Source organism: Microcystis sp. M144S2 (assembly GCF_020246065.1).
Classification (GTDB): Bacteria; Cyanobacteriota; Cyanobacteriia; order Cyanobacteriales; family Microcystaceae; genus Microcystis; species Microcystis ichthyoblabe_A.
The window spans coordinates 1-21,951 of record NZ_JADBTR010000077.1 but is presented as its reverse complement, the minus strand read 5'-3'; the positions used below and the strand labels follow the sequence as shown (position 1 = coordinate 21,951).

Sequence of the window (21,951 nt, the reverse complement as noted above, 5' to 3'; positions counted from 1 at the left end):
GAAGACCCTGTTGAAGACCCTGTTGAAGACCCTGTTGAAGACCCTGTTGAAGACCCTGTTGAAGACCCTGTTGAAGACCCTGTTGAAGACCCTGTTGAAGACCCTGTTGAAGACCCTGTTGAAGACCCTGTTGACGGCCAGCATCTAGTTCTTCCTGAAGACGGGAAGTGTATAAAGGTGATAATCTCATAATTAACTCTCTGTCCTCCTGTTCAAGCTCTTGATCGTTAGTTAAAGAGGTTCTCAAGTTTAATAATAATTCTAGAGCATTTACCCGAAAAGGATGATCCTCTGGTAACGATTCTAGCTCATCGATCGCCCTTGCTTGTACTTTTCCCCGGCCTAAAATTCTTAACCAGAGAGTTGCTTCTGTTGGGGGTAATTGATGGATAACGGTGATTGCCGTGCGTAAAGAGGGAGCTAAAAAATAGATACCCTCCCCCCAATTCTCCTCATCTAATTTAGCTCCGAATCCTCCTAACAGTTGCGCGGAAGCGGTGGGAGTCAAAATCCAGAGACGGGGGATTTCCCCATCGTTAACATTCGTTTTCTGACGATTTGCTTGACGATTAATTTCCCCTTCCACTTGCAACAATTTTAACAGACAAGTTCTAATTTCTGTAGGGGTGACAGGATTGCGAAAGGGTTCAAATAAACAGGGATTAATCGCCATTTTTCCCAGTAATCCCAGCAGCTCTCTAGGATTATTATCGAGAATCTGGGGTGAAAACCAGACATCGATTTCTCGTACTTCTCCGCGTACAACCCGTGCCGATTTTACCTCTCCCAGAGAAGATAATAATTCTTCGAGATAATCTTTGGCAAACTGGTCATGAATAAATCTAGTCATAGGTTTATCTAAGATGATTTAATAACTTATCTCGCAATTGCTTAATCTGATCGCGATATTTAGCTGCTGACTCGAATTCTAGATTTTTCGCCGCTTCTTTCATTTGCGCTTCTAGTTGTTGAATTAATTCGGGAATTTGTTCTAAAGAAAGTTCTTCTATATTCTCACAAACCTGCTCTAATTGTTGAGAATTTAGGCGACGGGAAATATCCAGAAAAGCCAAAATTGAATTACTCGACCTTTTAACAATCGGTTGCGGAATAATCCCATGTTTTTGGTTATATTCCTCTTGAATAGCTCGCCGTCTCTTGGTTTCTTCGATCGCATTAATCATACTATCAGTGAGATTATCTCCGTAAAGAATTGCCTGACCGCGAATATGACGAGCAGCCCGGCCGATAGTTTGAATTAAAGAGCGGGTAGCCCTTAAAAATCCTTCCTTATCTGCGTCTAAAATCGCCACTAAAGACACTTCCGGCAGGTCTAACCCCTCGCGAAGCAAATTCACCCCGATCAGCACGTCAAAGACCCCTTCTCGCAGGTCTTGAATAATTTCAATCCGTTGAATTGATTGAATTTCTGAATGTAGATATCTAACTTTAATTCCCCTTTCTTGTAAGTATTCGGTTAAATCTTCCGCCATGCGTTTAGTTAAAGTGGTAATCAAAACCCGTTCATTTAACCGCACTCGCTCCTTAATTTCCCCTAATAAATCATCCACTTGTCCCTCGGTTGGTCGCACAAAAATCTCCGGGTCTAAAACTCCCGTCGGTCGGATAATTTGTTCGACAATGCGATTTTCTGACTGGGCTAATTCCCAATCTCCCGGAGTGGCCGAAACAAAAATACACTGATTAACTTTATGCCAAAATTCTTCCGACTTCAAAGGACGATTATCCGCAGCACTGGGTAAACGAAACCCGTGATCGATCAAAACTTTTTTTCGTGATTGATCGCCATTATACATCCCGCGAATTTGCGGCACACTAACATGAGATTCATCCACAACTAATAACCAATCTTGGGGAAAATAATCCACCAAACATTCCGGCGGTTCCCCCGCTAATCTACCCGCTAAATGCCGCGAATAATTTTCTACGCCATTACAATAACCCACTTCCTGCAACATTTCTAAATCATAACGAGTCCGCTGATCCAAACGTTGCGCTTCCAGTAATTTGCCCGCTTTTTCTAACTCCAATAAACGGTTATCTAACTCGGTTTTAATATCCCGACAAGCCACCTCTAAACGCTCCTCCGGGGTAACAAAGTGACGGGCCGGATAAATACTAATTCGCTCTAATTTTTGCAAAACTTCCCCCGTCAGGGGATCGAGATAACGAATACTTTCAATCTCATCGCCAAAAAAATCAATTTTAATCACCCGATCCTCGTAAGCGGGGACAATTTCCAAAATATCGCCCTTGAGACGAAAACGACCGCGAGTTAACTCCAAATCATTGCGATTGTACTGCACTGACACCAAGGCCCGTAATAATTGCCTTTGGTCGAACTCTTGACCAACTGTTAAGGAAATCGCCGCTTTCAGGTATTCCGCCGGCATTCCCAAACCATAAATACAACTAATGGAAGCGACGACGATCACATCCCTGCGTTCAAACAGCGATCGCGTGGCCGAATGGCGCAGCATATCGATCTCATCATTAATCGAAGAACTCTTTTCGATGTAGGTATCGCTGACGGGAATATAAGCCTCCGGTTGATAGTAGTCGTAATAGCTGATAAAGTATTCCACGGCGTTATTGGGGAAAAATTGCCGCAATTCGTTGCATAATTGGGCCGCCAGGGTCTTATTATGGGCCAGGACGAGGGTAGGCCTGCCGATTTTCTCGATCACAGCGGCAATGGTGAAGGTTTTGCCGGTGCCGGTTGCCCCCAAGAGGGTTTGGAAACGCTGCCGGTTTTGCAGGGAATCTACCAATTGATCGATCGCTGCCGGTTGATCCCCAGTGGGTTGAAAGGGTGCTTGTAGTTGAAAAGCGGTCATTAGCGGCTGGGTGTAGAGAACAGGCAAAATAAATTATCAATCAAATTACCAACACTTATAGGGTTTTGGGAAAGAAAGATGTATCTTAATATTAGAGAGGATTTTAAAAAAAGATTAAAAGTCTTCGAGAATACCCTAAACTTAAATCTTATCGTTTCCCCGAAGCTATTAACGGAAAGGAGTATCAGGTTATGACGGTGGAAAATCTAGAAACGAACGGGACTCAAACCCCAGCAACCACAGAAGAAAAGACCAGCACACGCGGTAAAGCTACTACGGCTAAAACCGCCAAAGATAAAGAAGTGGTCGCCCTTTCGGTGAAAAACAACGCTGAATCGGCTTCCAAAGCCTTAAAATTCTATCAACCCGAACATCGCTTACCCGAAAATCGTCCTGTTGGTACTAGCCATCTTCACTTCACGGAAGATGAAATGTTACCTGGGGGCCGTCCCGTAGAAGTTAGCCATCTGAAAGTGGTTAGTACCTATTCTTCCGTCGGTGGATTGCGTCCTGTCGGCTCTAGTGGTATGGAAGTTAGCAGCACTCTGGCGATCTCTGGCAATCGTCCGATCGCTCTCAGTCATCTGCACATTAGCGAAACTTATACAGTCATGGGTAATCGTCCCGTTGCTTCCAATGAAATCGATGATCCCGAAACTTTAATGGGATTTTTGGATTAATTGTTTTGTTGATCAATATAGATTTTTTCCCTGTCCCGGACGGGGAATTTATTTTTTTAGCCCACCGTTTTTAATCCCGATGCTGTTTAAGCAAAAATTTTTCTTAATTGTCTCGTTTCTAATAGTGGTTTTTTGCGGTTTCGGATTATTAAATCTTACCTACGATACTTCAGTTTTAGCACCAGAGGAATATTATCAGATTCGATCGCTTCATAGTCGCGATGGTATCGGTAAATTTTATCTAGGACGGGAAATCGCTAAAGTCATGGGACACCAAGAAATGTTATGGTTAGAACGTCCTAGTCGCCGTTTCACGGAAAAACCCGATGATCTGATCACCGCACTACATCTAAAACCCACAGACCTAGTGGCAGATATCGGCGCGGGGACAGGTTATTTTAGTTTTCCTATGGCGAATTTAGTAGCACAAGTTTTCGCTGTCGATGTGCAACCGGAAATGTTAGGGGCAATTGATTTTTTAGCCGAGGAAAATCAAGTTAAGAATGTCACCACAATTCTCGCCACAGAAACCGATCCTAAATTGCCTATAAATGTGATCGATTTAGCTTTAATGGTGGATGCTTATCACGAGTTTTCCTGTCCCCGCGAGATGATGGAAAATCTGGTCAAATCCCTAAAACCCGATGGTAGGGTGGTATTAGCAGAATACCGTCGTGAAAACCCTCTGATTCCCATCAAGGCCCTTCATAAAATGACCCGCAGACAGGTAGAAAAAGAAATGGCCGCTGTCGGTTTAGTGCCGGAAGAAATCATCGAGACTTTGCCCCAACAACATTTAATGATTTTTCAGAAAACAAATTCAAATTAGCGAGTTAAGTAGGTAGGCGTTAAAAACTATCAGATGCCCCCCTTATTAAGGGGGGACTAAGGGGGGATCGGCAACCCCCTTATTAAGGGGGATCCCCCCGCCTATCGGCACCCCCCTTATCAAGGGGGGCAGGGGGGATCGAACCTAAAATCCATTTTTAATTTAATTATAACCAGCTACTTAACCTCAGCTAATCCACGGAATTTTCTTTCTGGATTAATACCTCACCAGCGATTAAACGTTGGGCTGCTGACAGTAAAACATCCTCAATCCAGGGCTTGACAAAATAACCTTTTGCTCCTTTAGCAGCGACGAGATGCTGCATTTTTTGCGTCCCGCGCGAGGTAATCATCGCCACTGGTATCCCCTGAAGTTGTTCATCCTCTTGCAGACGAGAGAGCAATTCTAACCCATTCAGGCGAGGCATTTCGATATCGCAGAGAATCAGATCACAAGCTAATCCGGCCTGTAATTTTTCCCATGCTTCTAAACCGTCCTGGGCCTGTTCAATGCGATAACCAGCTTTAACCAAAGAAATCATTAACATTTCCCGCACTATTAACGAATCATCAACAATCAAGACGAGAGGACTCGATTGTGCCAACAAATGAGCGGGATTACTATCAATAATCGTTGTATCGGAGGATGAAAGCTGATTAGGAGTCGCTTTAATACTATTAGCTAGTAATACTTCCCCTGCAATCATTCTTTCAGCTGCCGAGAGTAAATCTCTTTCCGTGTAGGGCTTGGTAAAATAACCACTAGCCCCTAATTTCGCCGCCACCTGACGATGACGTTCAGATCCGCGGGAAGTCAACAAAGCCACGGGAATCGCCGCTAATCGGGGGTCTTTTTGCAAATTAGACAGTAATTCCAGGCCATTCATGCGGGGCATTTCGATATCGCAGAAAACGATATCACAGGGCAAACCACCGCGTAATTTTTCCCAAGCTTCTTGACCATCCCGGGCCTGTTCCACACGATAACCAGCTTTACTAAAGCTTAAAGAGAGCAATTCCCGAACAGTAATCGAATCATCGACAATCAGAACCATAGCCTCGGATTTTTGGCTAGTTTCCACATCTACAGGCGGTACAGATTGGCGCCAAAGACCAGCGTTATCGATACGCAGACGACCCCTGGCGATGTCGATTAACTCTAACACATCGCCGACGGGCATCACCGTACCATCCCCTAAAACCGTCGCCCCAGCAATCCCAGCCGTTTTCGGAATCGGTCCTTCGATCTGTTTGATGACGATTTCCAGTTCACCAATCACTTGATCCACCTGTACCGCGAGGAGATGATTACCACCGCGCAGGATCACGATCGAAAAAGAGTCTTCCTCCGGCTTGCCAGTGTAAAAACTACCGCGATTAAGTTGCCGATTGTAGGAAAGCAAATCGCTCAGGGGTTGGAAAGGTAGTAAAGTGTTTTGCCAGAAAACGCAGCGCCGTCCCTCCCCATCTATTTGGATATCGCTGGCCCGGAAATCCTTCATATCTTCCACTCCGTCCATGGAGAAACCGATGCGAGCATGATTACTAACACAACAGAGGGCCTTACAGATACTCAGGGTTAGGGGTAAACGGAGGGTAAAAGTGCTTCCTTTGCCCAGTACCGAGTCAATAGTAACGGTCCCGCGCACATCGATTAAACTGGTCCGCACCACATCTAAACCCACCCCACGACCGGAAAAATCATCGGCCTGATCTTTGGTACTAAAACCGGGACGAAAAAGAATTTCATAGACTTCTTGGGGACTGAGGTTTTGAGCTTCCCGATCGCTGATCAGGCCTTTTTCGATCGCCTTAAGTTTAACCAGATTAGCATCAATACCGGCCCCATCATCACTAACGGTGATCACGGTTTGATTTCCCTGTAGGAATGCCCGGACAGAGATCTTACCGAGGGCGGGTTTGCCTTTGGCCGTGCGTTCTTGGGGTGATTCAATGCCGTGGGTGATCGCATTGTTGACCAGATGGATCATGGGACTATTGAGATTTTCGAGGATCATCTGATCGATGAGAACATCCCCCCCTTCCACTTTTAATTTGGCTTGTTTTTGCAGTTTCAGGGAAATATCGTGAATTGCCCGGGGTAGATGATCGGCAGTTTGACTAAAGGGAACCATGCGCGATTTGGTCATCCCTTCCTGTAGTTGAGTGGTAGCCTGTCGCAGACTGCGCGTCACCTGATCGGTTTCATCGACGACAAATTGAATATCAGAGGCCGATTCTCGCACTCGCACGATCAATTCGATCATCTCTTGGGATAATAAGTGGAAATCGGTAAAACGGTCGATCTCTAGGGCATCTAGTTCCCCAGTCATAGTCGAATTGCCCTGATTTTTTCCCTTAACTCTACCGTAACCGATGGCACCACCGTAGTTGCGACTAGCCAGTAAAGCCCCTTCTAGGAGGCTTCTTTCATAGAGATCCTGCATCCGACTGCCCACATCGCTGAGATTTTGGACTTGGTTCAGCAAATTATCTAAAAAGAGACGCAGGCGATCCTGATCCTGTTCAAGGCGATTGCGTTTAACCACCAGTTCCCCGATCAGATTGCTGAGGTTGTCCAATTGTTTGATCGGCACCCGCGTCGTCTGTTCAAAAGCTTTACCAACAAGGGGACGCGGGTTATTTAACCCAACCGGTGGACTGACACTGGGGGCCGGAGTCGCTGCCACCACCTGATTGGTTTCTTCGAGGAGTTTTTCTAAATCCTTGAATTCATCCTCTGGGGAGCTTTCTGAGGCAATTTCTGGTGATTCTAACCATTGGACAGGTTCCGCCGCCGCCACCGGGTCCGCTGCTGTGGATTCCCAGAGGATGACCTCTAGGGATTCAAAGATGTCTGGCAGTGGCGATTGCGCCGGTGGAGTGGGTTTTTCCAGAAAAGCTTCTAAGTCTTCGAGGCTGTCGTAAAAATTTGGGTTGCTGATGGTTATAATTGCTTCTGAGTCTGGGATCGCTGCATTTTCTAACAGCAGCGATTCTAGCTCATCCCAATCTTCTGGTTCTGACTTGGGAGCGGTCCCACGGGTAGAATGAAGATCATTAGTGGCGGCTTCTTCCCAATTGATGCTATCGCCAAAAAGTTGCTCTAATTCCTGTTCTAAGGGCAAGAAAGACAGGGTTTGGTCAAGAGAAGCCCCATACCTCGTCGCTGGAGGGGAACTCTGCTCAAATAAAAAGCTGAGTTCGTCTAGGTTCTCGTCACCGTCGGTGTCTTTGTCTTCTAAACTCTCTAACAACTGTTCGAGATCTTCGTTAAAGAAATGATCCGAGTCGGGTTTCATCATGATTTGCTTCCTGCCAAGTCTTCCTTTTTGGTCAACCAATACGCTCTCTTTACTTCAGATTACCGAGAATTTTACCCGATAACTCCATCCACTAGGAATTTTTTTATGGCCAATCAAACTCTTGGACTCGATCGACAATTTTATCCCTATTATCAATCTATCTGTCTGCGAGAAATCCCGATTTTAGCTCAATTACGTCAAGAAACTGCCTCTCAACCCCTGGCAGTCATGCAGATTGCCCCCGAACAAGGTCAGTTTATGGCTTTTTTGGTACAGGCGATCGGGGCGAGAAAAACCCTAGAAATAGGGGTTTTTACCGGTTATAGTGCGCTAGTGGTGGCCTTAGCTTTACCCCCCCAAGGCCAGCTGATCGCCTGTGATCTAAGCGAAGAATACACCAGTATAGCCCGCCGTTATTGGCAGCGGGCCGGTGTCGCCGATAAAATCGATTTAAGAATTGCCCCAGCCCTGGAGACTTTAGATCAATTAATCGCTGGGGGAGAAAGTAATAGTTTTGATTTTGTCTTTATCGATGCCGATAAAAGTAATTATGAGCGCTACTACGAACGGGCGTTACAATTGGTCAGAAGCGGCGGAATTATCGCTATCGATAATGTCTTTTGGTCGGGACGGGTAGCGGCAGCCGATAGCACCGATAATCGCACCACAATTATCCGTTCCCTTAATGCCAAAATTCAGCAGGATGAACGGGTCAATATCAGTATTATTCCTATTGGGGATGGTTTGACCCTAGCCATGAAAAAGTGAAGAAGTTAAGGAGATTAGAAAGGCTTTTGCTCTTCACAATCAGGGTCGATTTTTGTTGTCTAAATCTAGTCACCAGTCGGAAACTACCCACAGTAACGCTATATCTCTTAAGACCGTTAACGACAGCACTAAGTTATCAGTTCAACGGAGAGGGTGGGATTTGAACCCACGTTAGGTGTGACCCTAAAGCAGATTTCGAGTCTGCCGCATTCAACCACTCTGCCACCTCTCCACAGGGTTTGAGTCTGGATTATCATTTTAACAGATTACTTGTCCTAGGATTGATTTTTTTTGATAGACCTCTGGCATAATTGATTTTTGAGGGTTTAAAAACGTCAAAAATAAGGATTAAGTGGCATAAAATCGGTAAATAGACCATTTAATTGATTATTATTCATTCCCAATTCTCCTGACGACCGACTACTGACGACCGACCCCTCACCAACCACGACAATTTTTGATTTTTAGCAAGAGGTCTGATGAATCAAGCTCCTTTTCTTCCAGTTAACCATCCCCAGCCTAACTTTCTTGACCGGTTAGGGAGTCTCTGGAAATTTTCCCGTCCCCATACGATTATCGGCACTTCTTTGAGTGTTTTAAGTCTGTATTTAATTGCTTTGGGCAATATTAGCGATTTTTTTAGCCATTGGTCGGTTTTATTGCTCACTTGGGTCGCTTGTCTCGCGGGTAATATCTATATCGTCGGTTTAAATCAGTTGGAAGACATCGACATCGATAAAATCAATAAACCCCAGCTTCCCCTCGCCAAGGGCGAATTTTCTCGGTTAACAGGACAGTTGATCGTGGGGTTTACTGGTATTTTAGCAATTATACTGGCTTTTATCGGTGGTTTTTGGCTGTTAATCACTGTGGGGATTAGTTTACTCATCGGTACTGCCTATTCCTTGCCACCAGTGCGTTTAAAACGCTTTCCCCTCTGGGCAGCCCTCTGTATTTTTACCGTCCGGGGTGTCATCGTCAATTTAGGTCTTTTTCTGCACTACAACACAGTTATTAATCAAAATCAGTCTATCTATCCCTCGATCTGGGTTTTAACAGCTTTTGTTCTCGTTTTCACTGTTGCGATCGCTATTTTCAAGGATGTTCCTGACCTAGAAGGCGATCGCATTTACCAAATTACCACTTTTACCCTGCTGCTCGGCCCTCAAAAAATCTTAACAATTTCCCTATTGACAATTTCTCTATGTTATGCTGGTATGATTGCCGTCGGACTCTTGGGGATAAGGGGAATTAATTCTCCTCTGGCCATTGTCGCCCATCTGCTCCTACTTGTTCTTCTTTGCTGGCGTAGTCGCGGAGTAAATTTAGAAGATAAAAGCGAAATCAGCGGATTTTACCAATTTATTTGGAAATTATTCTTCCTAGAATACCTGATATTTCCCCTAGCTTGTTTAATATGAAAATATCTCCTTTTGTTAGGTAGTTTTATTATCACTCAAAATGGGGCAAATATGCAGGGAACTTTTATCACTCCCGTGACTTTAAAAGTCGAGAAAACTAATACAGGTGAGCGCATTTTAGCCACGGGTAGCGAGGAGTTTTTTCTACTGATGACCGTGCAGAAAAGTCGTCCCCCAGCAGTTAAAATTATCGGCAAGGGATTAGATGCGATCATGCAAATTGGCTCCCAAGAAATCTAAATTATCGACGGTGCAGTTAGATTAAAATAGATGAATTTTCAATAGCCATAAAAATTGGCAAGTGACCCAAGAAAAGTTAACATTTGCCAAGGATAATTGTCAAGATGATGACTATTTGAGCAATTATTGATGATATAATCAGGATGGTTGATCAAAATAGCCGCTAAATTCCGAACTATCTAGAATTACAGCTTTAATTTCCGCCTAACTAAACTATGACTAAATATTATCAAATCACCGTTAACAATCGTCAGACGGGCGAAAAAATTACCACCACCGTTCCCGATGATAACTATATACTGCACAGTCTGGAAAAACAGGGTCATCAATTACCCTTTTCCTGTCGCAATGGAGCTTGTACCAGCTGTGCGGTCAGGGTATTATCGGGAGATATCCACCAACCAGAAGCGATCGGACTATCGCCGGAATTAAAAGCCAGAGGTTATGCTTTACTTTGTGTTAGTTATGCCCGCAGCGATATGGAAGTGGCCACCCAAGACGAAGATGAAGTGTATGAACTGCAATTCGGTCGCTTTTTTGCCCGTGGGAAAGTGCGTTTTGGTTTACCCTTAGATGAAGAATAGATTCAGGATTAATCGTGCTAGATACCAGCAGCCAATTAGAAAAATACCTAGACATTGCCACCGAAGCCGCCCTAGCGGCGGGAACAATTATCCTCGATAATTGGGGCAAAATCGAGACAATAGAAGAAAAAGGGCGATCGGGCGATTTAGTGACGGAAATAGATCGTCGAGCAGAAAGAGAAATTCTCAAAATTATTGGCCGTCACTTTCCCAAACACGGGATTTTAGCGGAAGAATCGGGAAAACGGCCAGGGACGGACAGCGAGTATCTCTGGGCGATCGATCCTCTCGATGGAACCACCAACTATGCCCACGGTTATCCCGTAGCCGTCGTCTCCATCGGACTACTGATCGCAGGGAAAGCAGCAGTGGGAGTCATCTATAACCCCTTTAGAAAGGAACTATTTCGGGCAGCCCAGGGTTTTGGGTCCACTCTGAACCGTCGTCCTATCCATGTCTCCCGGACCGGTGAACTAGAAAAAAGTTTACTGGTGACGGGTTTTGCCTACGATCGCTGTCAAACCCCCGATAATAATTATGCCGAATTCTGTTATCTCACCCATCTGACCCAAGGGGTACGCCGCAGCGGTTCCGCTGCCAAAGACTTAACCGATGTGGCCTGTGGGCGCTTAGATGGTTATTGGGAACGAGGAATTAATCCCTGGGATCTGGCCGCAGGAGTTATTCTGATCGAAGAAGCTGGGGGTAAAATTACCGCCTACGATGAGAGTCCTTTTTTGATAGAAACGGGGCGAATCGTGGCTACTAACGGACAGATTCACACCCCCTTAAGCCAAGCTCTGCAAAAAGCGGCCTCTTGGAGCTTTCAGTTTTAATTCTTTTAATATTTATTGCGATTATCATTTCGATTAAAGTTAGGATACTCTCTATGATTTTTCCAATTTCCCAGGGATTATTTCAATATGATTTAATCGATCACTTCGCTATTTTAGGAGTCTCGATCGATGCCGAACAGGAGGAGATTCGCGAGCGTTACTTAAAAATCGCCTATAAACTCCATCCTGATACCTGTCGCACTTACACCACCGATGAAAAGAAACGGGCTAATCAGTTACTTTCAAAATTAGTTAACCCCGCCTACGAACATCTGGGCCACGACCTATCTCGCGAAGAATTTCGCCTTGTTTTAGCACAAATGGGCAAGGCAATGGGGAGAGATTTGAGTAAAATCACCATCAGTAGCGAACCAGCTAGAAAACTAGCCCAATCTAGCGCTAACTACGAATTAGCCTATCAAAAAATCCTGCAATCTTTGGCGATCGATCAATATACCGCTCTGGAAAATACCTATCAAAAAATCGCCCAACTCAGTGAACTCAATCTCGTTTATCTGATCTTAACCGAAGGTCGGGGCAACAGGAAAACCACCCCGAAAGTCTTTATCTCCCAGGGCAATACTAACCAGTCCGAGTTAGTGGTCGCGGCTGTCACCACGTCAGCTCGGACTAAAAGCAAAGAATCGCCCCTAGAAGGCTATATTCGCCGCGCCCAAGCCTCTCTTGACGAAAATAACCCCGCCCAAGCTTTGCGAGAATTGCGCGATGCCCTGCGGCAAGAACCGGATAATGGCATCTGTCACGCCCTGATCGGTTTAGCCTACCTGCGACAAAATCAACTGTCCATGGCCCGGGTTCATATCAACCGGGCCTGGAAAACCAGCCCCCAAGATGCGACGGTGATTAGGTGCAAACGGGAACTAGATAAAGTAGTTAATTCTAAGATTGAAATGCCAGACCAGAAAGAACAAAAAGAGGAAGGAGAGCGCAAGGGCGGTTTTTGGTCTCGATTTGGTGGTAAAAAGAATAAATAGGACTACCAGTGCCACCGATTTTGATTAGCAAACTCCCATGATTCATCAACCCCCGGCGGGGACAAGGGATTTATTACCCCTAGAAGTTACCCAAAAAGGCTGGATTAATGATCGCCTTCAGTCTGTCTTTCAGCGTTGGGGCTATCAAAGGATCGTCACCTCCACCATTGAATGGCTCGATACCCTCACCGCAGGCGGTACGATCGATCCCAGCACCGTGATCCAACTCCACGGGGATAGTCAAGGACTATCGGGATTACGCCCTGAATTAACCGCTTCCATTGCCCGTAGTGCCGTCACCCGCATGAGTGGGGAGTCCTATCCCCAACGTCTCTGTTATCGGGCTAACGTTTTTCGTCGCCCTAGCGCCAGTTATCACGGTCGTCAAGTGGAATTCTATCAAGCAGGGGTAGAATTGCTCTTTTCTGGCGGTTTACTAGCTGATGCCGAGATTTTACTGCTCCTGGCTGACTGTTTCGATAGTTTGGCCGTCCCTAACTGGCAGATTATTTTAGGAGAAGCGGGTTTGACTCGTTCGCTACTTTCTCCCTTTCCAGATCCCTTACGCGAACAGGTGAAACGCTGTTTAGCCCTCCTCGACTACGTTAGCCTCGAAAATCTTCCCTATCCCAACGAAACCCTCCGGCAGCAAGCCCGACAATTATTTCACCTGCGCGGTAATCCTGAGGATGTCCTCGCACAAGTGGCCGTATTAGCCCAGGAAGAATCAGCCCAAAAAGCCGTTAATAACCTTAAATCCCTAGTAGAGCTGCTTAATGCCGATCGCGCTAGTCCTTTCCCCCTAATTCTCGATTTAAGTCTGATTCAAACCTTTGATTACTACACCGGCATCGTTTTTAAAGCGGTTAGTGATCACCAGCAAAATCTCAGTATTTTAGGCCAGGGCGGACGCTATGATCAATTATTGGGCGTTTTTCATCCCCAGGGCCAATCGGCTCCGGGTATCGGTTTTTCCCTAAATATCGAAGAACTGCACGAAAGTCTATTATCAGGGCAGACTTTACCCAGTCAAGCTCCACCCCTCGACTGGTTGCTTATCCCTTTGGGTAATAACGCCCAGATAGCGACTTTTAGTAAGGCTCGCTCCCTTCGCACCAGTGATCCGAATCTGAGGGTGGCGATCGATTTAGGTGGTCGCAGCGAGGCACAAATTCGCACCTATGCCCGCGATCGAATGATTAAAAATCTCGCCTGGGTGCAAGAAGATGGTTCCGTGAGGGAAGAATCTCTCTAAAAGGGGGCAAAAGCGGCGAAAATACTGCCTTCTGCCCGCTGCTATAGGACTCTATCTAGGGCTTGCGGCAAAAAGTACGGGCGAAGCATTCGGGCAATAACCTATCGGTGAAACCGTAGATTTTTTATCCGAATGCTTCGCCCCTACAGGACGCGGGCCGATGAAGACGCAAGGTTTTGAAGCACGATTCCCTCAAAATCTTGCACCTGTTTCGCGAGAATAGACCTCGTTCCCACACATAAACCAGAAGAGCCGTTCAAAAAACTTTATAAATATGGCATAGAACGAGTTAGTTAGGACGCTTTCAATTTTCAAACTCTTATCGGTCAAGGGTTTCAGCGATTGATTGTCCTAACCACCCCGCTCTTTGCTATAGGGTTTGCTGAATAACTGTGAAATACTTATGATATAAAGATTACAGCCATATTAAATTCCCAAAAAGTCAAGAAAAAGGGACAGAAAACGGCTAAAATTGCTAAAATACCCTTGCACTTATTCGACAAGAACATATGTACCGAAAAACGAACGAGTCTTCAATTGCCCCAGAAAACTTTGAGTTGCCTTAAGCAGGTTTCTGTGAAGCAAGAATCTCCCATCACACAGCTTGGCATTGTGATGGCGAGAGTGTCAAAATTGTGTTCAATTACTCGTCATCCCAGTCATGCCTTCCAGCGGTCAAGTGAAATCGATTTTTTTTCTGATCCTCTTTCTCCTCAGTATTCTAGGGGGTATTCTACTGGCTTCGCTACTTCAACAACCAGCGATCGCCCAATCGCCTTCCTCGGATACAGTGCTGAATCGTTATCAAATTGGACAGCAAACCTATCTAGAAAATTGTGCCACTTGCCATATTGCTATTCCTCCCAGCATCCTACCTAGTCAAACTTGGAAAAAAATCCTAGAAAATCCTAATTCTCACTATGGTATCCGTTTAAAACCAATTGTTGGCATTACTCAGCGTCTTATCTGGGATTATCTCAGTTATTCTTCCCGCCCTCTTAGGGAGACTACTTTTGTTCCCCTCCTAATTGAACAGTCCAGCTATGTAAAGGTTTTGCATCCTAGGGTCAATTTACCCACTCCTCTCGGTCACACCACCTGTGTTACCTGTCATCCCAACGCTTCCCGCTACGATTATAAAACCCTTACCCCCATCTGGGATGATGCAGCCTAATCAGGAGTCAGTTTTCAGTTTTCAGATGTGAGTTTTTAGTTCACTGATTACTGTTTACTGATCACTGAGAGGAGGTGCAGTTAGGGTGATTTCGCCGATTTGGCCAGCTTTACCCATTAATTGGGCAGGGTTTTCGTTAAGAGAGATTTTAACAGCACCAGCATTGCCCGATCGAATATTTAAACTCTTTTGGGCTGTCCAAGTTTGTTTAGTCCCGGGTTGGAGATTGCCTTCATGGACTTTTTTGCCATCGGCAATTACCCTTACCCAAGCGGCCTGTTCAATAGTTACCCGGGCCGAGAGGGGAACTTTTGGCTGAGGAGAAAGGGAAGGAGAGGCTACCAGCGCAGGAGAGACTACCGGTGCGAGGGAACCCACGGGGGAAGGAGAGGGAGTAACGGCAGGGGGGTTAGAGAGAGGGGGACGGAGGAAAAGATAGCCAATACCACAAAATATACCCGCCAGCAAGCCTAGCCAGAGATACATCCCGAAAAAGGTTGATTTAGTTGGTTGGGGGCTAGTTTCTGGGGCTGGTTTTTCTGGTTTCACCCGTTCCACTTTTGGGGCAGCGGGTTCAGCCTTGGGAAGAGGGGTAACTTTTGTGGGCAGTGTTTTCGGGATAGTTACCTCTTGGGCTAATTGTTCCGCACTAGGAGACAAGCGATCGGCTAAAGCTTTACCATCAATTTTTAGAGCATCACCGTAGCGTTTGATAAATCCCTTGACATAAATTAATTCTGGTAATTTCTCCCAATTCCCCCTTTCCAACGCTTCTAGCATTGGCAATCTAATCATCGTCAGGGCGGCGATATCGTCTATGCTCAGGCCGCTTTCTTCTCGTTTTTGACGTAAATAAGTCCCGATTTCCTTGATTTGTTCGGCTTGTAGGGGACTGAGTTGACTCATAATTCCAGTCATAATCTATACCAACTTAGATGATAGTCTCGATTTTGTTATTTTGGGATAATCTGTTCTCTAGAAGATCCTTTTACCTTGTCACCATTACTGGCGAAAAGGTTCCAAAAACTGGCAAAAATCGGCAATACTTGCCAAAGTTAAGTTTTTTATTCTAGGGTGACTGCACTGACCAGATAATACATACATTTGTTCTTAATGCTTGTTTTTCTCGAACTCTCATCTGATCGCTAATTAGGGCTTGCTGAATAAATCTTAAAACCTTGTTGGATAAGACTTTTAGACCTTTTGTCAATCAAAAAGTACCGGATATGGGAGTGGTCGGGGGGGAAATTCAGGTACTTTTCCCCTGAAAATTAGGTAATTGGCCACCTCAAAACCGGTAAAAACCCACACCCCACACCCCACACCCGTTCGGACCTCGGCGTGAGCTCGGTCGAACGCTGAGCTCACGGCCGAAGCCCACACCCTGCCCCCACCAACAAACTTTTTGCCGCAAACCCTAATTATGACCTTTATTCCCCATCCCGACACCACCCCCCTTCACCTTAGCTGTGCCGTAGTCACGGTGAGCGATACTCGTACCCCAGAGACGGATAGAAGTGGCCAAATAATTCAAGAGTTACTAACTCGAGCGGGTCATGATATCGGCCTATACTTAATTATCCCCGATGAACCCTTACAAATTCAAGCAATTTTACCAGAAATTAGCAATCAAAATCAGATAAAAGTCTTAATTCTCAATGGGGGTACGGGTATTGCTCCCAGAGACACTACATACGATGCTTTAGTACCTTTATTAAGGATTACTTTGCCCGGTTTTGGCGAATTATTTCGTTATCTCAGCTATCAAGAAATTGGCTCCCGTGCCATGGCATCAAGGGCAATAGCTGGGGTTTATCAAAACTTGTTAGTCTTTTCTCTCCCCGGTTCTACTAATGCCGTTAAATTAGCCCTAGAAAAACTGATTCTTCCCGAAATCTCACATCTGGTTAAACAGATAAATGGGTAATTTATTGGGATTTAATCTGGGCGGAAATTTCTTGAAAACATACATCCCAAAAATAGCTAGCCAGATTCACTGCGCTTAACAGTTTGGGAATTCCTTCACTTAGACTAGCAAAACCTAGATTTTTAATCTGGAGAAGATCAATAGTTATCGCAAAAGTTAAAAGTGCTAAAGCAATGATTAAAATTTGGTAAGAAGTTTGTGTTATTTGCCGCCAAAATGCTAAACCATAAATCAGAATTGCCAGGCCGTAAACAGAGATAGTCAAGAATTTGGGAATATTAAAATAGAGAAGAATGATATGAACTCTGAAGATTTCATTGATGGCAATCAGTCCCGTTATTATACCAGAAAAAAGTAAAAAATTGTAAGAATTATTGAAACTTGTCTTGCGGGACAATACATCATAACTAAAAAGGCAAACAATCGGAGGTAAACAACAAAGAAACTGAAAAGAATGGGTTAATAAACCGGCGATCGGAGTTGGGGGAGTAGCGGGAGGATAAAACAAAAGACTAGAGGGTAATTCTGCCCGATCAACCCCAGCAATCAAAGCTAAAATCAAGAGGAGAACGACAAGATTTATTTTTAGAAAATGCTGTTCTCGTGAGGACATAAGTATAGTAGTTTATAATTGTGGCTATTAACCACGGTATAATTCACAGAGTGCCGCTTTCTACAGGCTCGATCTACATACCGAAGCGCCAAGCATTTCCCTGATTGTGTTAAGGACAATTTTCTCGGTTTTCTATGCTCGATCAAAAAGAACTTTTGCGTTTATTACAATTGGCTAGTCCCATTTTACCCGTGGGGGCCTATAGTTATTCCGAAGGGCTAGAAACCCTCGTCGAAAAGGGGATTATCTCCAATAGTGCCAGCTTAAATGATTGGTTACAGCGATCGCTTTGTCAAGGCTCGATTCGCTTAGAAACGGCTGTTTTGTTAAGGGTATATCGTTGTTTTTGTCAAGAAGATTTTACAAAACTTAATTATTGGGACAATTGGTTATCGGCAACGCGGGAAACGGCCGAATTAAGACAACAAAGCTGGCAAATGGGGCGATCGCTGTTAAACCTATTGCGGGAGTTAGCACCGGCCAGAGATAATCTACCAGAACAGGCTAATTATGCCACCGCTTTTGCGATCGGGGCAAGTCATTGGCAAATTGGGGAAGAATTGGCGGTTTTAGGCTATTTACACAGTTGGGCAAGTAATTTAATCAATGCAGGATTGCGTTTAATTCCTCTAGGACAAACCCTAGGACAAGCGCTTCTGATCGGTTTACAGCCCAGTTTATTAACAGCAACAGCAGATATTATCAGTTTAGCCGATGAAAACCTAAGCAGTTGGAGTTGGGGGCTAAGTTTTGCCAGTATGAACCACGAAACCCAGTATAGTCGTCTATTTCGCAGTTAGAAATTTAGAGAGAAGAGCAGGAGAATGACGGAAAAAAGCAGATAAGGTATAGTATGATTGAAAAAAAATCTTAAGTCCTAGTTCTCCCTTTCTGAGTAACTAAGGGTTTTAAGGAAAGATGCGAACACTCTACCTAGCCACAGTGTACCAATGTTTAGTCAATCAGAAAAAATTCCCGTTTCGGTGTTGATTCCCGCCAAAAACGAGGAATCTAACCTTCCCGCCTGTTTAGAGAGTGTTGCTAGGGCTGATGAAGTGTTTGTCGTCGATTCCCAAAGTAGCGATCGCTCGATCGAACTATCTACCAACTATGGGGCTAATGTAGTCCAATTTTATTTTAATGGTCGTTGGCCGAAAAAGAAAAACTGGTCCCTCGATAATCTGCCTTTTCGCAACGAATGGGTATTAATCGTCGATTGTGATGAGAGAATCACCCCCGAACTATGGGACGAAATCGCCACCGTGATTCAAGATCCCAACTATAACGGTTATTATCTCAATCGTCGTGTCTTCTTCCTCGGACAATGGATCCGTTATGGTGGCAAGTATCCCGACTGGAATCTGCGCTTATTTAAACATAAGTCGGGTAGATACGAGAATTTAAACACGGAAGATATCCCCAACACGGGAGATAACGAAGTTCACGAACACGTTATCCTCGATGGCAAGGTGGGCTATCTCAAAAATGATATGCTGCACATCGATTTCCGCGATATCTATCATTGGTTAGAAAGACATAATCGTTATTCCAACTGGGAAGCGCGGGTTTATTACAATATTCTCACCGGTAATGACGAAAGTGGTACGATCGGAGCGCACCTGTTCGGTGATGCAGTGCAGAGAAAACGTTTTTTAAAGAAAATTTGGGTAAAACTGCCCTTTAAACCGCTACTGCGCTTTATTCTCTTTTATTTTATCCGTCTCGGTTTCTTGGATGGCAAAGCTGGTTACATCTACGGTCGTCTTTTGAGTCAGTACGAATACCAAATAGGGGTTAAATTGTACGAATTACGGAGATTTGGCGGTAAATTAAACGTTAATACCCATACTAATCCTCCGATTAAACCCTCGGAACCTCAACCCGCAGAAATGATTAAATAGGTTTTATGTCCCCAGAAATCCGCACCGATGAGGAAGCGTGGCTAGATCTGCGTACCTACGATCAATCTTGGTTCGATCGCGGTCGTTCTAATCCAATTATCCTACTTTGGTGGTTAGTACAGGGGATTCTTTTCCCCCTCAGTTTGCACCAGATGGACAGCTTTCGCTGCGCTGTTTTGCGGCTATTTGGGGCTAAAATCGGCCTTGGGGTGAAAATTCGCCCGACGGCAAGGGTTACTTATCCTTGGAAAGTGGCGATCAGCGATTATACTTGGATCGGCGATGATGTGGTGATTTATAGCTTAGATAACGTTACCATCGGCAGTCATTGTGTGATTTCTCAAAAATGCTATCTTTGCACTGGCAGTCACGATCCCGGCGATCGCTCTTTTGGCTTAAAAACCACTCCCATCCTCATCGGTAATGGTACATGGATCGCGGCCGATTGTTTTTTGGCTCCGGGGGTAAAAATTGGCTCTAATGTTGTTATTGGGGCAAGAAGCAGCGTATTTGCTGATATTCCCGCTCAAAAGGTCGCTTGGGGCAGCCCCTGTCGTCCTCAATACGATAGAAAGATGAATTCTTATAGCAGTTAAGCTAAGAGGCATTTTAACCGTCTATCCTGAGATTAGCTAAATCTTCCCCAATCCCTTTACTTTAGAAAGGTCTGACTGGAATGATATATCCGAACTTCCCCGTTGACAAAAGGCCATAACCTGTGCTGTAGGAGGGATTAAAAGAATTTCCGCCGCCCCTTTACTGGGTACAAATTAGGGAAACCCCTAATAAATCTAACGCATGATTGTTGCAGTTCAGTCGGTCGAGTTATAGTCATTTCAATTAAGATTGAGAATATCAATCCCAGAGTTCATAAGGGTTTTGTCGGTCTAGAGTGTATCAGACTTATCTGAAATGACTATATCTTAGAAAAACGATAACTTCCTTATCTAATCGTACATTCTACTGTATGCAAGCAAATTGTCCCCAGGTCTTCCAACAAAGTCCGAAAACTATGCACAGGGAGGTTGTCTTGATTCCGTTTTTTTCTCTCTTTAGATTGAGCGGATTCACTGCGACTAGCTTTAATCAGATTCAGAGAACTATCATCAATTTCTTCATCCTCAAATAACCAAGGAGCCAAGCACTGTTTTAAATGCCATTCCACATAATAAGCCAACATACACAAAAAGATATGAGCCTTGATTCTATCACCCTGATAATGATAGATAGGACGTACCCTTAAATCAATTGACTTATAACAGCGAAATGCCTCCTCCACTTGAGATAAACTTTTATAGGCTTTAACCCTTGTCGCTGCATCCATCAACATTTACTACCAAATCATTACCAGCAGGTGCAGAGCAGAAGAAGTTAAGAACATTCCCCGCAATAATGGCCAGCAGTGGCCGGAGAAATAAGGCGGGGAATGCCTGCTTGAGCTAGAGGTTCTGGAACAGTACGTTGGTGTTACTGAGAGCAGGAGATCCCGTCAACGTGACGATCGCCAACGGAGTGAAGGTTGATCCCGCAGAGCCATCGGCATCGTAGGAGAGTACCCCACCGCTGTAGGTGAGGTAACCGCCAGCAATTGCACCTGTGTAGGTTGTGGTTCCCAAAGCCCCGTTACCCAAGGCTGTGAAGGCGCTGGCACCGGTTATATCGAACACGATGGTGTCGGTATCGCCGGAAATTGCACTGAAATTGGTAATCACATCCTGCTCGCCGTAAATGCTCAGGAACTGGAAGGTGTCGTTGCCGCCGCTACCAGCGAGGGAATCGTTGCCGAACCCGCCGACGATGGTGTCATTACCATTACCACCATTGATGATATCATTGCCAGATCCGCCGTAGATCAGATCAAAGCCGCCGATTCCGCTGATGGTGTCGTTGCCGGTGCCGCCCCTGATAGTGTCGGCGCCGTTGCCGCCGTCGATGATGTCGTTGCCGTCGCCGCCGCTGATGGTGTCGTTGCCTTCGAGGCCGCTAAGGTTGTCGTTACCAGTTGATCCGGTGATGGAATCCGCGCCAATTGTACCTGAGCCAATCACAATACTGCCTCCAGACGGCCCATCATTCGGGTCAGGACCGCCACCCACAGTCATGGCGATGGTGGCGGAATTGGCAACACCCTGGTTGCCAAGAGTATCGAAATAGCCATTGGACACCGCCACTGTTCCCGTTGCTGACCGGAAGTCAGTAGCGGTGAAGGTGGCGGTGTAGGTATCGCCGTTAACGCTAGTGAAGTTGCTCAGCACCCCCTTGGTCAGGGTCACGTCGCTGGCGGTGAAACCGCTTACGGCTTCGCTGAACTGGAAGGTAACTGTAGTACTAAAGTTTTGGCCAGTGAGCGGTGAGCTGCCAAAGCTGATGCCCACGGTAGGATTGAGCGTATCAATCGTCACCGTATCCGAGCCGGCTCCACCGGTGTTACCGGCCACGTCGCTGTAGCTGGCCGCTGCTACGGACACCGAGCCGGTGGTTTCCACCGCGTCGTCGGCCGTGAAGATGGCCGTATAGCTGTTGCCATCCACTTGGGTGAAGTCGCTCAGGGTTCCACCGCTGACGT

At 45.4% G+C, this 21,951-nt stretch carries 20 protein-coding genes, 1 tRNA gene and 1 pseudogene; 14 read left to right on the top strand and 8 right to left on the bottom strand.

Translation table 11 applies throughout. The annotated features are described in order from the left end of the window. Together IM462_RS10265 and uvrB are read right to left on the bottom strand one after the other, a co-directional pair. Positions 1-850 (bottom strand): flagellar assembly protein H (locus tag IM462_RS10265; protein WP_287715160.1); only part of this gene is annotated, 850 nt, incomplete at its 3' end. Positions 851-854: 4 nt separating this feature from the next. Further along, positions 855-2,858, bottom strand: coding sequence for an excinuclease ABC subunit UvrB (uvrB, locus tag IM462_RS10260; protein WP_287702453.1), 2,004 nt, complete (start codon positions 2,856-2,858; stop codon positions 855-857). 191 nt (positions 2,859-3,049) lie between these two features. Here uvrB and IM462_RS10255 point away from each other — a divergent pair, with 191 nt between their 5' ends. Together IM462_RS10255 and IM462_RS10250 are read left to right on the top strand one after the other, a co-directional pair. Continuing rightward, positions 3,050-3,538: a hypothetical protein gene (locus IM462_RS10255; RefSeq protein WP_002733480.1), complete on the top strand. Its 489-nt coding sequence runs from the start codon at positions 3,050-3,052 to the stop codon at positions 3,536-3,538. A gap of 79 nt (positions 3,539-3,617) precedes the next feature. Then, positions 3,618-4,367, top strand: a complete 750-nt coding sequence (locus IM462_RS10250; RefSeq protein WP_287702451.1) for a class I SAM-dependent methyltransferase — start codon at positions 3,618-3,620, stop codon at positions 4,365-4,367. A gap of 190 nt (positions 4,368-4,557) precedes the next feature. Here the strand turns inward: IM462_RS10250 and IM462_RS10245 are convergent, their stop codons facing one another. After that, a complete protein-coding gene (locus tag IM462_RS10245) occupies positions 4,558-7,671 on the bottom strand; it encodes a hybrid sensor histidine kinase/response regulator (protein ID WP_287702449.1) in 3,114 nt (1,037 codons plus the stop codon). 105 nt (positions 7,672-7,776) lie between these two features. Here IM462_RS10245 and IM462_RS10240 point away from each other — a divergent pair, with 105 nt between their 5' ends. Beyond that, positions 7,777-8,439 (top strand): class I SAM-dependent methyltransferase, encoded by a 663-nt coding sequence (locus IM462_RS10240; protein ID WP_287702447.1) that lies wholly within the window; start codon positions 7,777-7,779, stop codon positions 8,437-8,439. 145 nt (positions 8,440-8,584) lie between these two features. Here IM462_RS10240 and IM462_RS10235 read toward each other — a convergent pair. After that, positions 8,585-8,671: transfer RNA gene (locus IM462_RS10235), tRNA-Ser, on the bottom strand. A 247-nt stretch (positions 8,672-8,918) separates the two neighbouring features. On the opposite strand from IM462_RS10235, the gene IM462_RS10230 reads away from it, so the two are divergent. The 7 genes from IM462_RS10230 (at position 8,919) to IM462_RS10200 (ending at position 14,944) form a co-directional block, all read left to right on the top strand. Then, positions 8,919-9,860: a homogentisate phytyltransferase gene (locus IM462_RS10230; RefSeq protein ID WP_287702445.1), complete on the top strand. Its 942-nt coding sequence runs from the start codon at positions 8,919-8,921 to the stop codon at positions 9,858-9,860. 12 nt (positions 9,861-9,872) lie between these two features. After that, a complete protein-coding gene (locus IM462_RS10225; protein WP_287702443.1) occupies positions 9,873-10,100 on the top strand; it encodes a hypothetical protein in 228 nt (75 codons plus the stop codon). Between the two features lie 215 nt (positions 10,101-10,315). Further along, positions 10,316-10,684 carry a 2Fe-2S iron-sulfur cluster-binding protein gene (locus tag IM462_RS10220; RefSeq protein WP_287702441.1) on the top strand — a complete coding sequence of 123 codons (369 nt, stop codon included), beginning with the start codon at positions 10,316-10,318 and terminating at the stop codon, positions 10,682-10,684. Between the two features lie 14 nt (positions 10,685-10,698). Further along, complete coding sequence (locus tag IM462_RS10215) at positions 10,699-11,520, top strand: inositol monophosphatase family protein (protein WP_287702439.1); 822 nt, start codon at positions 10,699-10,701, stop codon at positions 11,518-11,520. A gap of 53 nt (positions 11,521-11,573) precedes the next feature. Further along, a complete protein-coding gene (locus IM462_RS10210; RefSeq protein ID WP_287702437.1) occupies positions 11,574-12,515 on the top strand; it encodes a J domain-containing protein in 942 nt (313 codons plus the stop codon). Positions 12,516-12,552: 37 nt separating this feature from the next. Further along, a complete protein-coding gene (locus IM462_RS10205) occupies positions 12,553-13,770 on the top strand; it encodes an ATP phosphoribosyltransferase regulatory subunit (RefSeq protein WP_287702435.1) in 1,218 nt (405 codons plus the stop codon). Positions 13,771-14,431: 661 nt separating this feature from the next. Beyond that, on the top strand, positions 14,432-14,944 hold the full coding sequence (locus IM462_RS10200; RefSeq protein ID WP_287702434.1) for a dihem cytochrome c family protein: 513 nt from the start codon (positions 14,432-14,434) through the stop codon (positions 14,942-14,944). Between the two features lie 54 nt (positions 14,945-14,998). On the opposite strand, the gene IM462_RS10195 is transcribed toward IM462_RS10200, so the two are convergent. Continuing rightward, positions 14,999-15,862, bottom strand: a complete 864-nt coding sequence (locus tag IM462_RS10195; protein ID WP_287702432.1) for a helix-turn-helix domain-containing protein — start codon at positions 15,860-15,862, stop codon at positions 14,999-15,001. 505 nt (positions 15,863-16,367) lie between these two features. On the opposite strand from IM462_RS10195, the gene IM462_RS10190 reads away from it, so the two are divergent. After that, positions 16,368-16,871, top strand: coding sequence for a MogA/MoaB family molybdenum cofactor biosynthesis protein (locus IM462_RS10190; RefSeq protein WP_287702430.1), 504 nt, complete (start codon positions 16,368-16,370; stop codon positions 16,869-16,871). 1 nt (position 16,872) lies between these two features. On the opposite strand, the gene IM462_RS10185 is transcribed toward IM462_RS10190, so the two are convergent. Next, positions 16,873-17,484 carry a DUF8692 domain-containing protein gene (locus IM462_RS10185; protein ID WP_287702428.1) on the bottom strand — a complete coding sequence of 204 codons (612 nt, stop codon included), beginning with the start codon at positions 17,482-17,484 and terminating at the stop codon, positions 16,873-16,875. Positions 17,485-17,618: 134 nt separating this feature from the next. Here IM462_RS10185 and IM462_RS10180 point away from each other — a divergent pair, with 134 nt between their 5' ends. The 3 genes from IM462_RS10180 to hpsU all read left to right on the top strand — a co-directional run bounded on the left by IM462_RS10180 (position 17,619) and on the right by hpsU (position 19,981). Beyond that, on the top strand, positions 17,619-18,284 hold the full coding sequence (locus IM462_RS10180) for an urease accessory protein UreF (RefSeq protein ID WP_287702426.1): 666 nt from the start codon (positions 17,619-17,621) through the stop codon (positions 18,282-18,284). Between the two features lie 150 nt (positions 18,285-18,434). Next, entirely contained in the window at positions 18,435-19,385 is a 951-nt protein-coding gene (locus IM462_RS10175; protein ID WP_287702424.1) for a glycosyltransferase family 2 protein, read from the top strand. 5 nt (positions 19,386-19,390) lie between these two features. After that, complete coding sequence (gene hpsU / locus IM462_RS10170; RefSeq protein WP_287702422.1) at positions 19,391-19,981, top strand: hormogonium polysaccharide biosynthesis acetyltransferase HpsU; 591 nt, start codon at positions 19,391-19,393, stop codon at positions 19,979-19,981. A 350-nt stretch (positions 19,982-20,331) separates the two neighbouring features. Here hpsU and IM462_RS10165 read toward each other — a convergent pair. After that, a pseudogene (locus IM462_RS10165) lies at positions 20,332-20,712 on the bottom strand (IS1634 family transposase); the annotation flags it as partial. Positions 20,713-20,824: 112 nt separating this feature from the next. After that, positions 20,825-21,951, bottom strand: a 1,127-nt coding sequence (locus IM462_RS10160; RefSeq protein WP_287715154.1) for an Ig-like domain-containing protein, incomplete at its 5' end; no start/stop codon positions are given.

What these genes read in the sequence shown, in the direction of transcription:
- IM462_RS10240 (WP_287702447.1), top strand. Translation starts at nt 7,777, where the DNA reads ATGGCCAATCAAACTCTTGGACTCGATCGACAATTTTATCCCTATTAT.
- IM462_RS10220 (WP_287702441.1), top strand. Translation starts at nt 10,316, where the DNA reads ATGACTAAATATTATCAAATCACCGTTAACAATCGTCAGACGGGCGAA.
- hpsU (WP_287702422.1), top strand. Translation starts at nt 19,391, where the DNA reads ATGTCCCCAGAAATCCGCACCGATGAGGAAGCGTGGCTAGATCTGCGT.
- IM462_RS10210 (WP_287702437.1), top strand. Translation starts at nt 11,574, where the DNA reads ATGATTTTTCCAATTTCCCAGGGATTATTTCAATATGATTTAATCGAT.
- uvrB (WP_287702453.1), bottom strand. Translation starts at nt 2,858, where the DNA reads ATGACCGCTTTTCAACTACAAGCACCCTTTCAACCCACTGGGGATCAA.
- IM462_RS10195 (WP_287702432.1), bottom strand. Translation starts at nt 15,862, where the DNA reads ATGACTGGAATTATGAGTCAACTCAGTCCCCTACAAGCCGAACAAATC.
- IM462_RS10245 (WP_287702449.1), bottom strand. Translation starts at nt 7,671, where the DNA reads ATGATGAAACCCGACTCGGATCATTTCTTTAACGAAGATCTCGAACAG.
- IM462_RS10255 (WP_002733480.1), top strand. Translation starts at nt 3,050, where the DNA reads ATGACGGTGGAAAATCTAGAAACGAACGGGACTCAAACCCCAGCAACC.
- IM462_RS10180 (WP_287702426.1), top strand. Translation starts at nt 17,619, where the DNA reads ATGCTCGATCAAAAAGAACTTTTGCGTTTATTACAATTGGCTAGTCCC.
- IM462_RS10185 (WP_287702428.1), bottom strand. Translation starts at nt 17,484, where the DNA reads ATGTCCTCACGAGAACAGCATTTTCTAAAAATAAATCTTGTCGTTCTC.
- IM462_RS10205 (WP_287702435.1), top strand. Translation starts at nt 12,553, where the DNA reads ATGATTCATCAACCCCCGGCGGGGACAAGGGATTTATTACCCCTAGAA.
- IM462_RS10175 (WP_287702424.1), top strand. Translation starts at nt 18,435, where the DNA reads ATGTTTAGTCAATCAGAAAAAATTCCCGTTTCGGTGTTGATTCCCGCC.
- IM462_RS10200 (WP_287702434.1), top strand. Translation starts at nt 14,432, where the DNA reads ATGCCTTCCAGCGGTCAAGTGAAATCGATTTTTTTTCTGATCCTCTTT.
- IM462_RS10230 (WP_287702445.1), top strand. Translation starts at nt 8,919, where the DNA reads ATGAATCAAGCTCCTTTTCTTCCAGTTAACCATCCCCAGCCTAACTTT.
- IM462_RS10250 (WP_287702451.1), top strand. Translation starts at nt 3,618, where the DNA reads ATGCTGTTTAAGCAAAAATTTTTCTTAATTGTCTCGTTTCTAATAGTG.
- IM462_RS10190 (WP_287702430.1), top strand. Translation starts at nt 16,368, where the DNA reads ATGACCTTTATTCCCCATCCCGACACCACCCCCCTTCACCTTAGCTGT.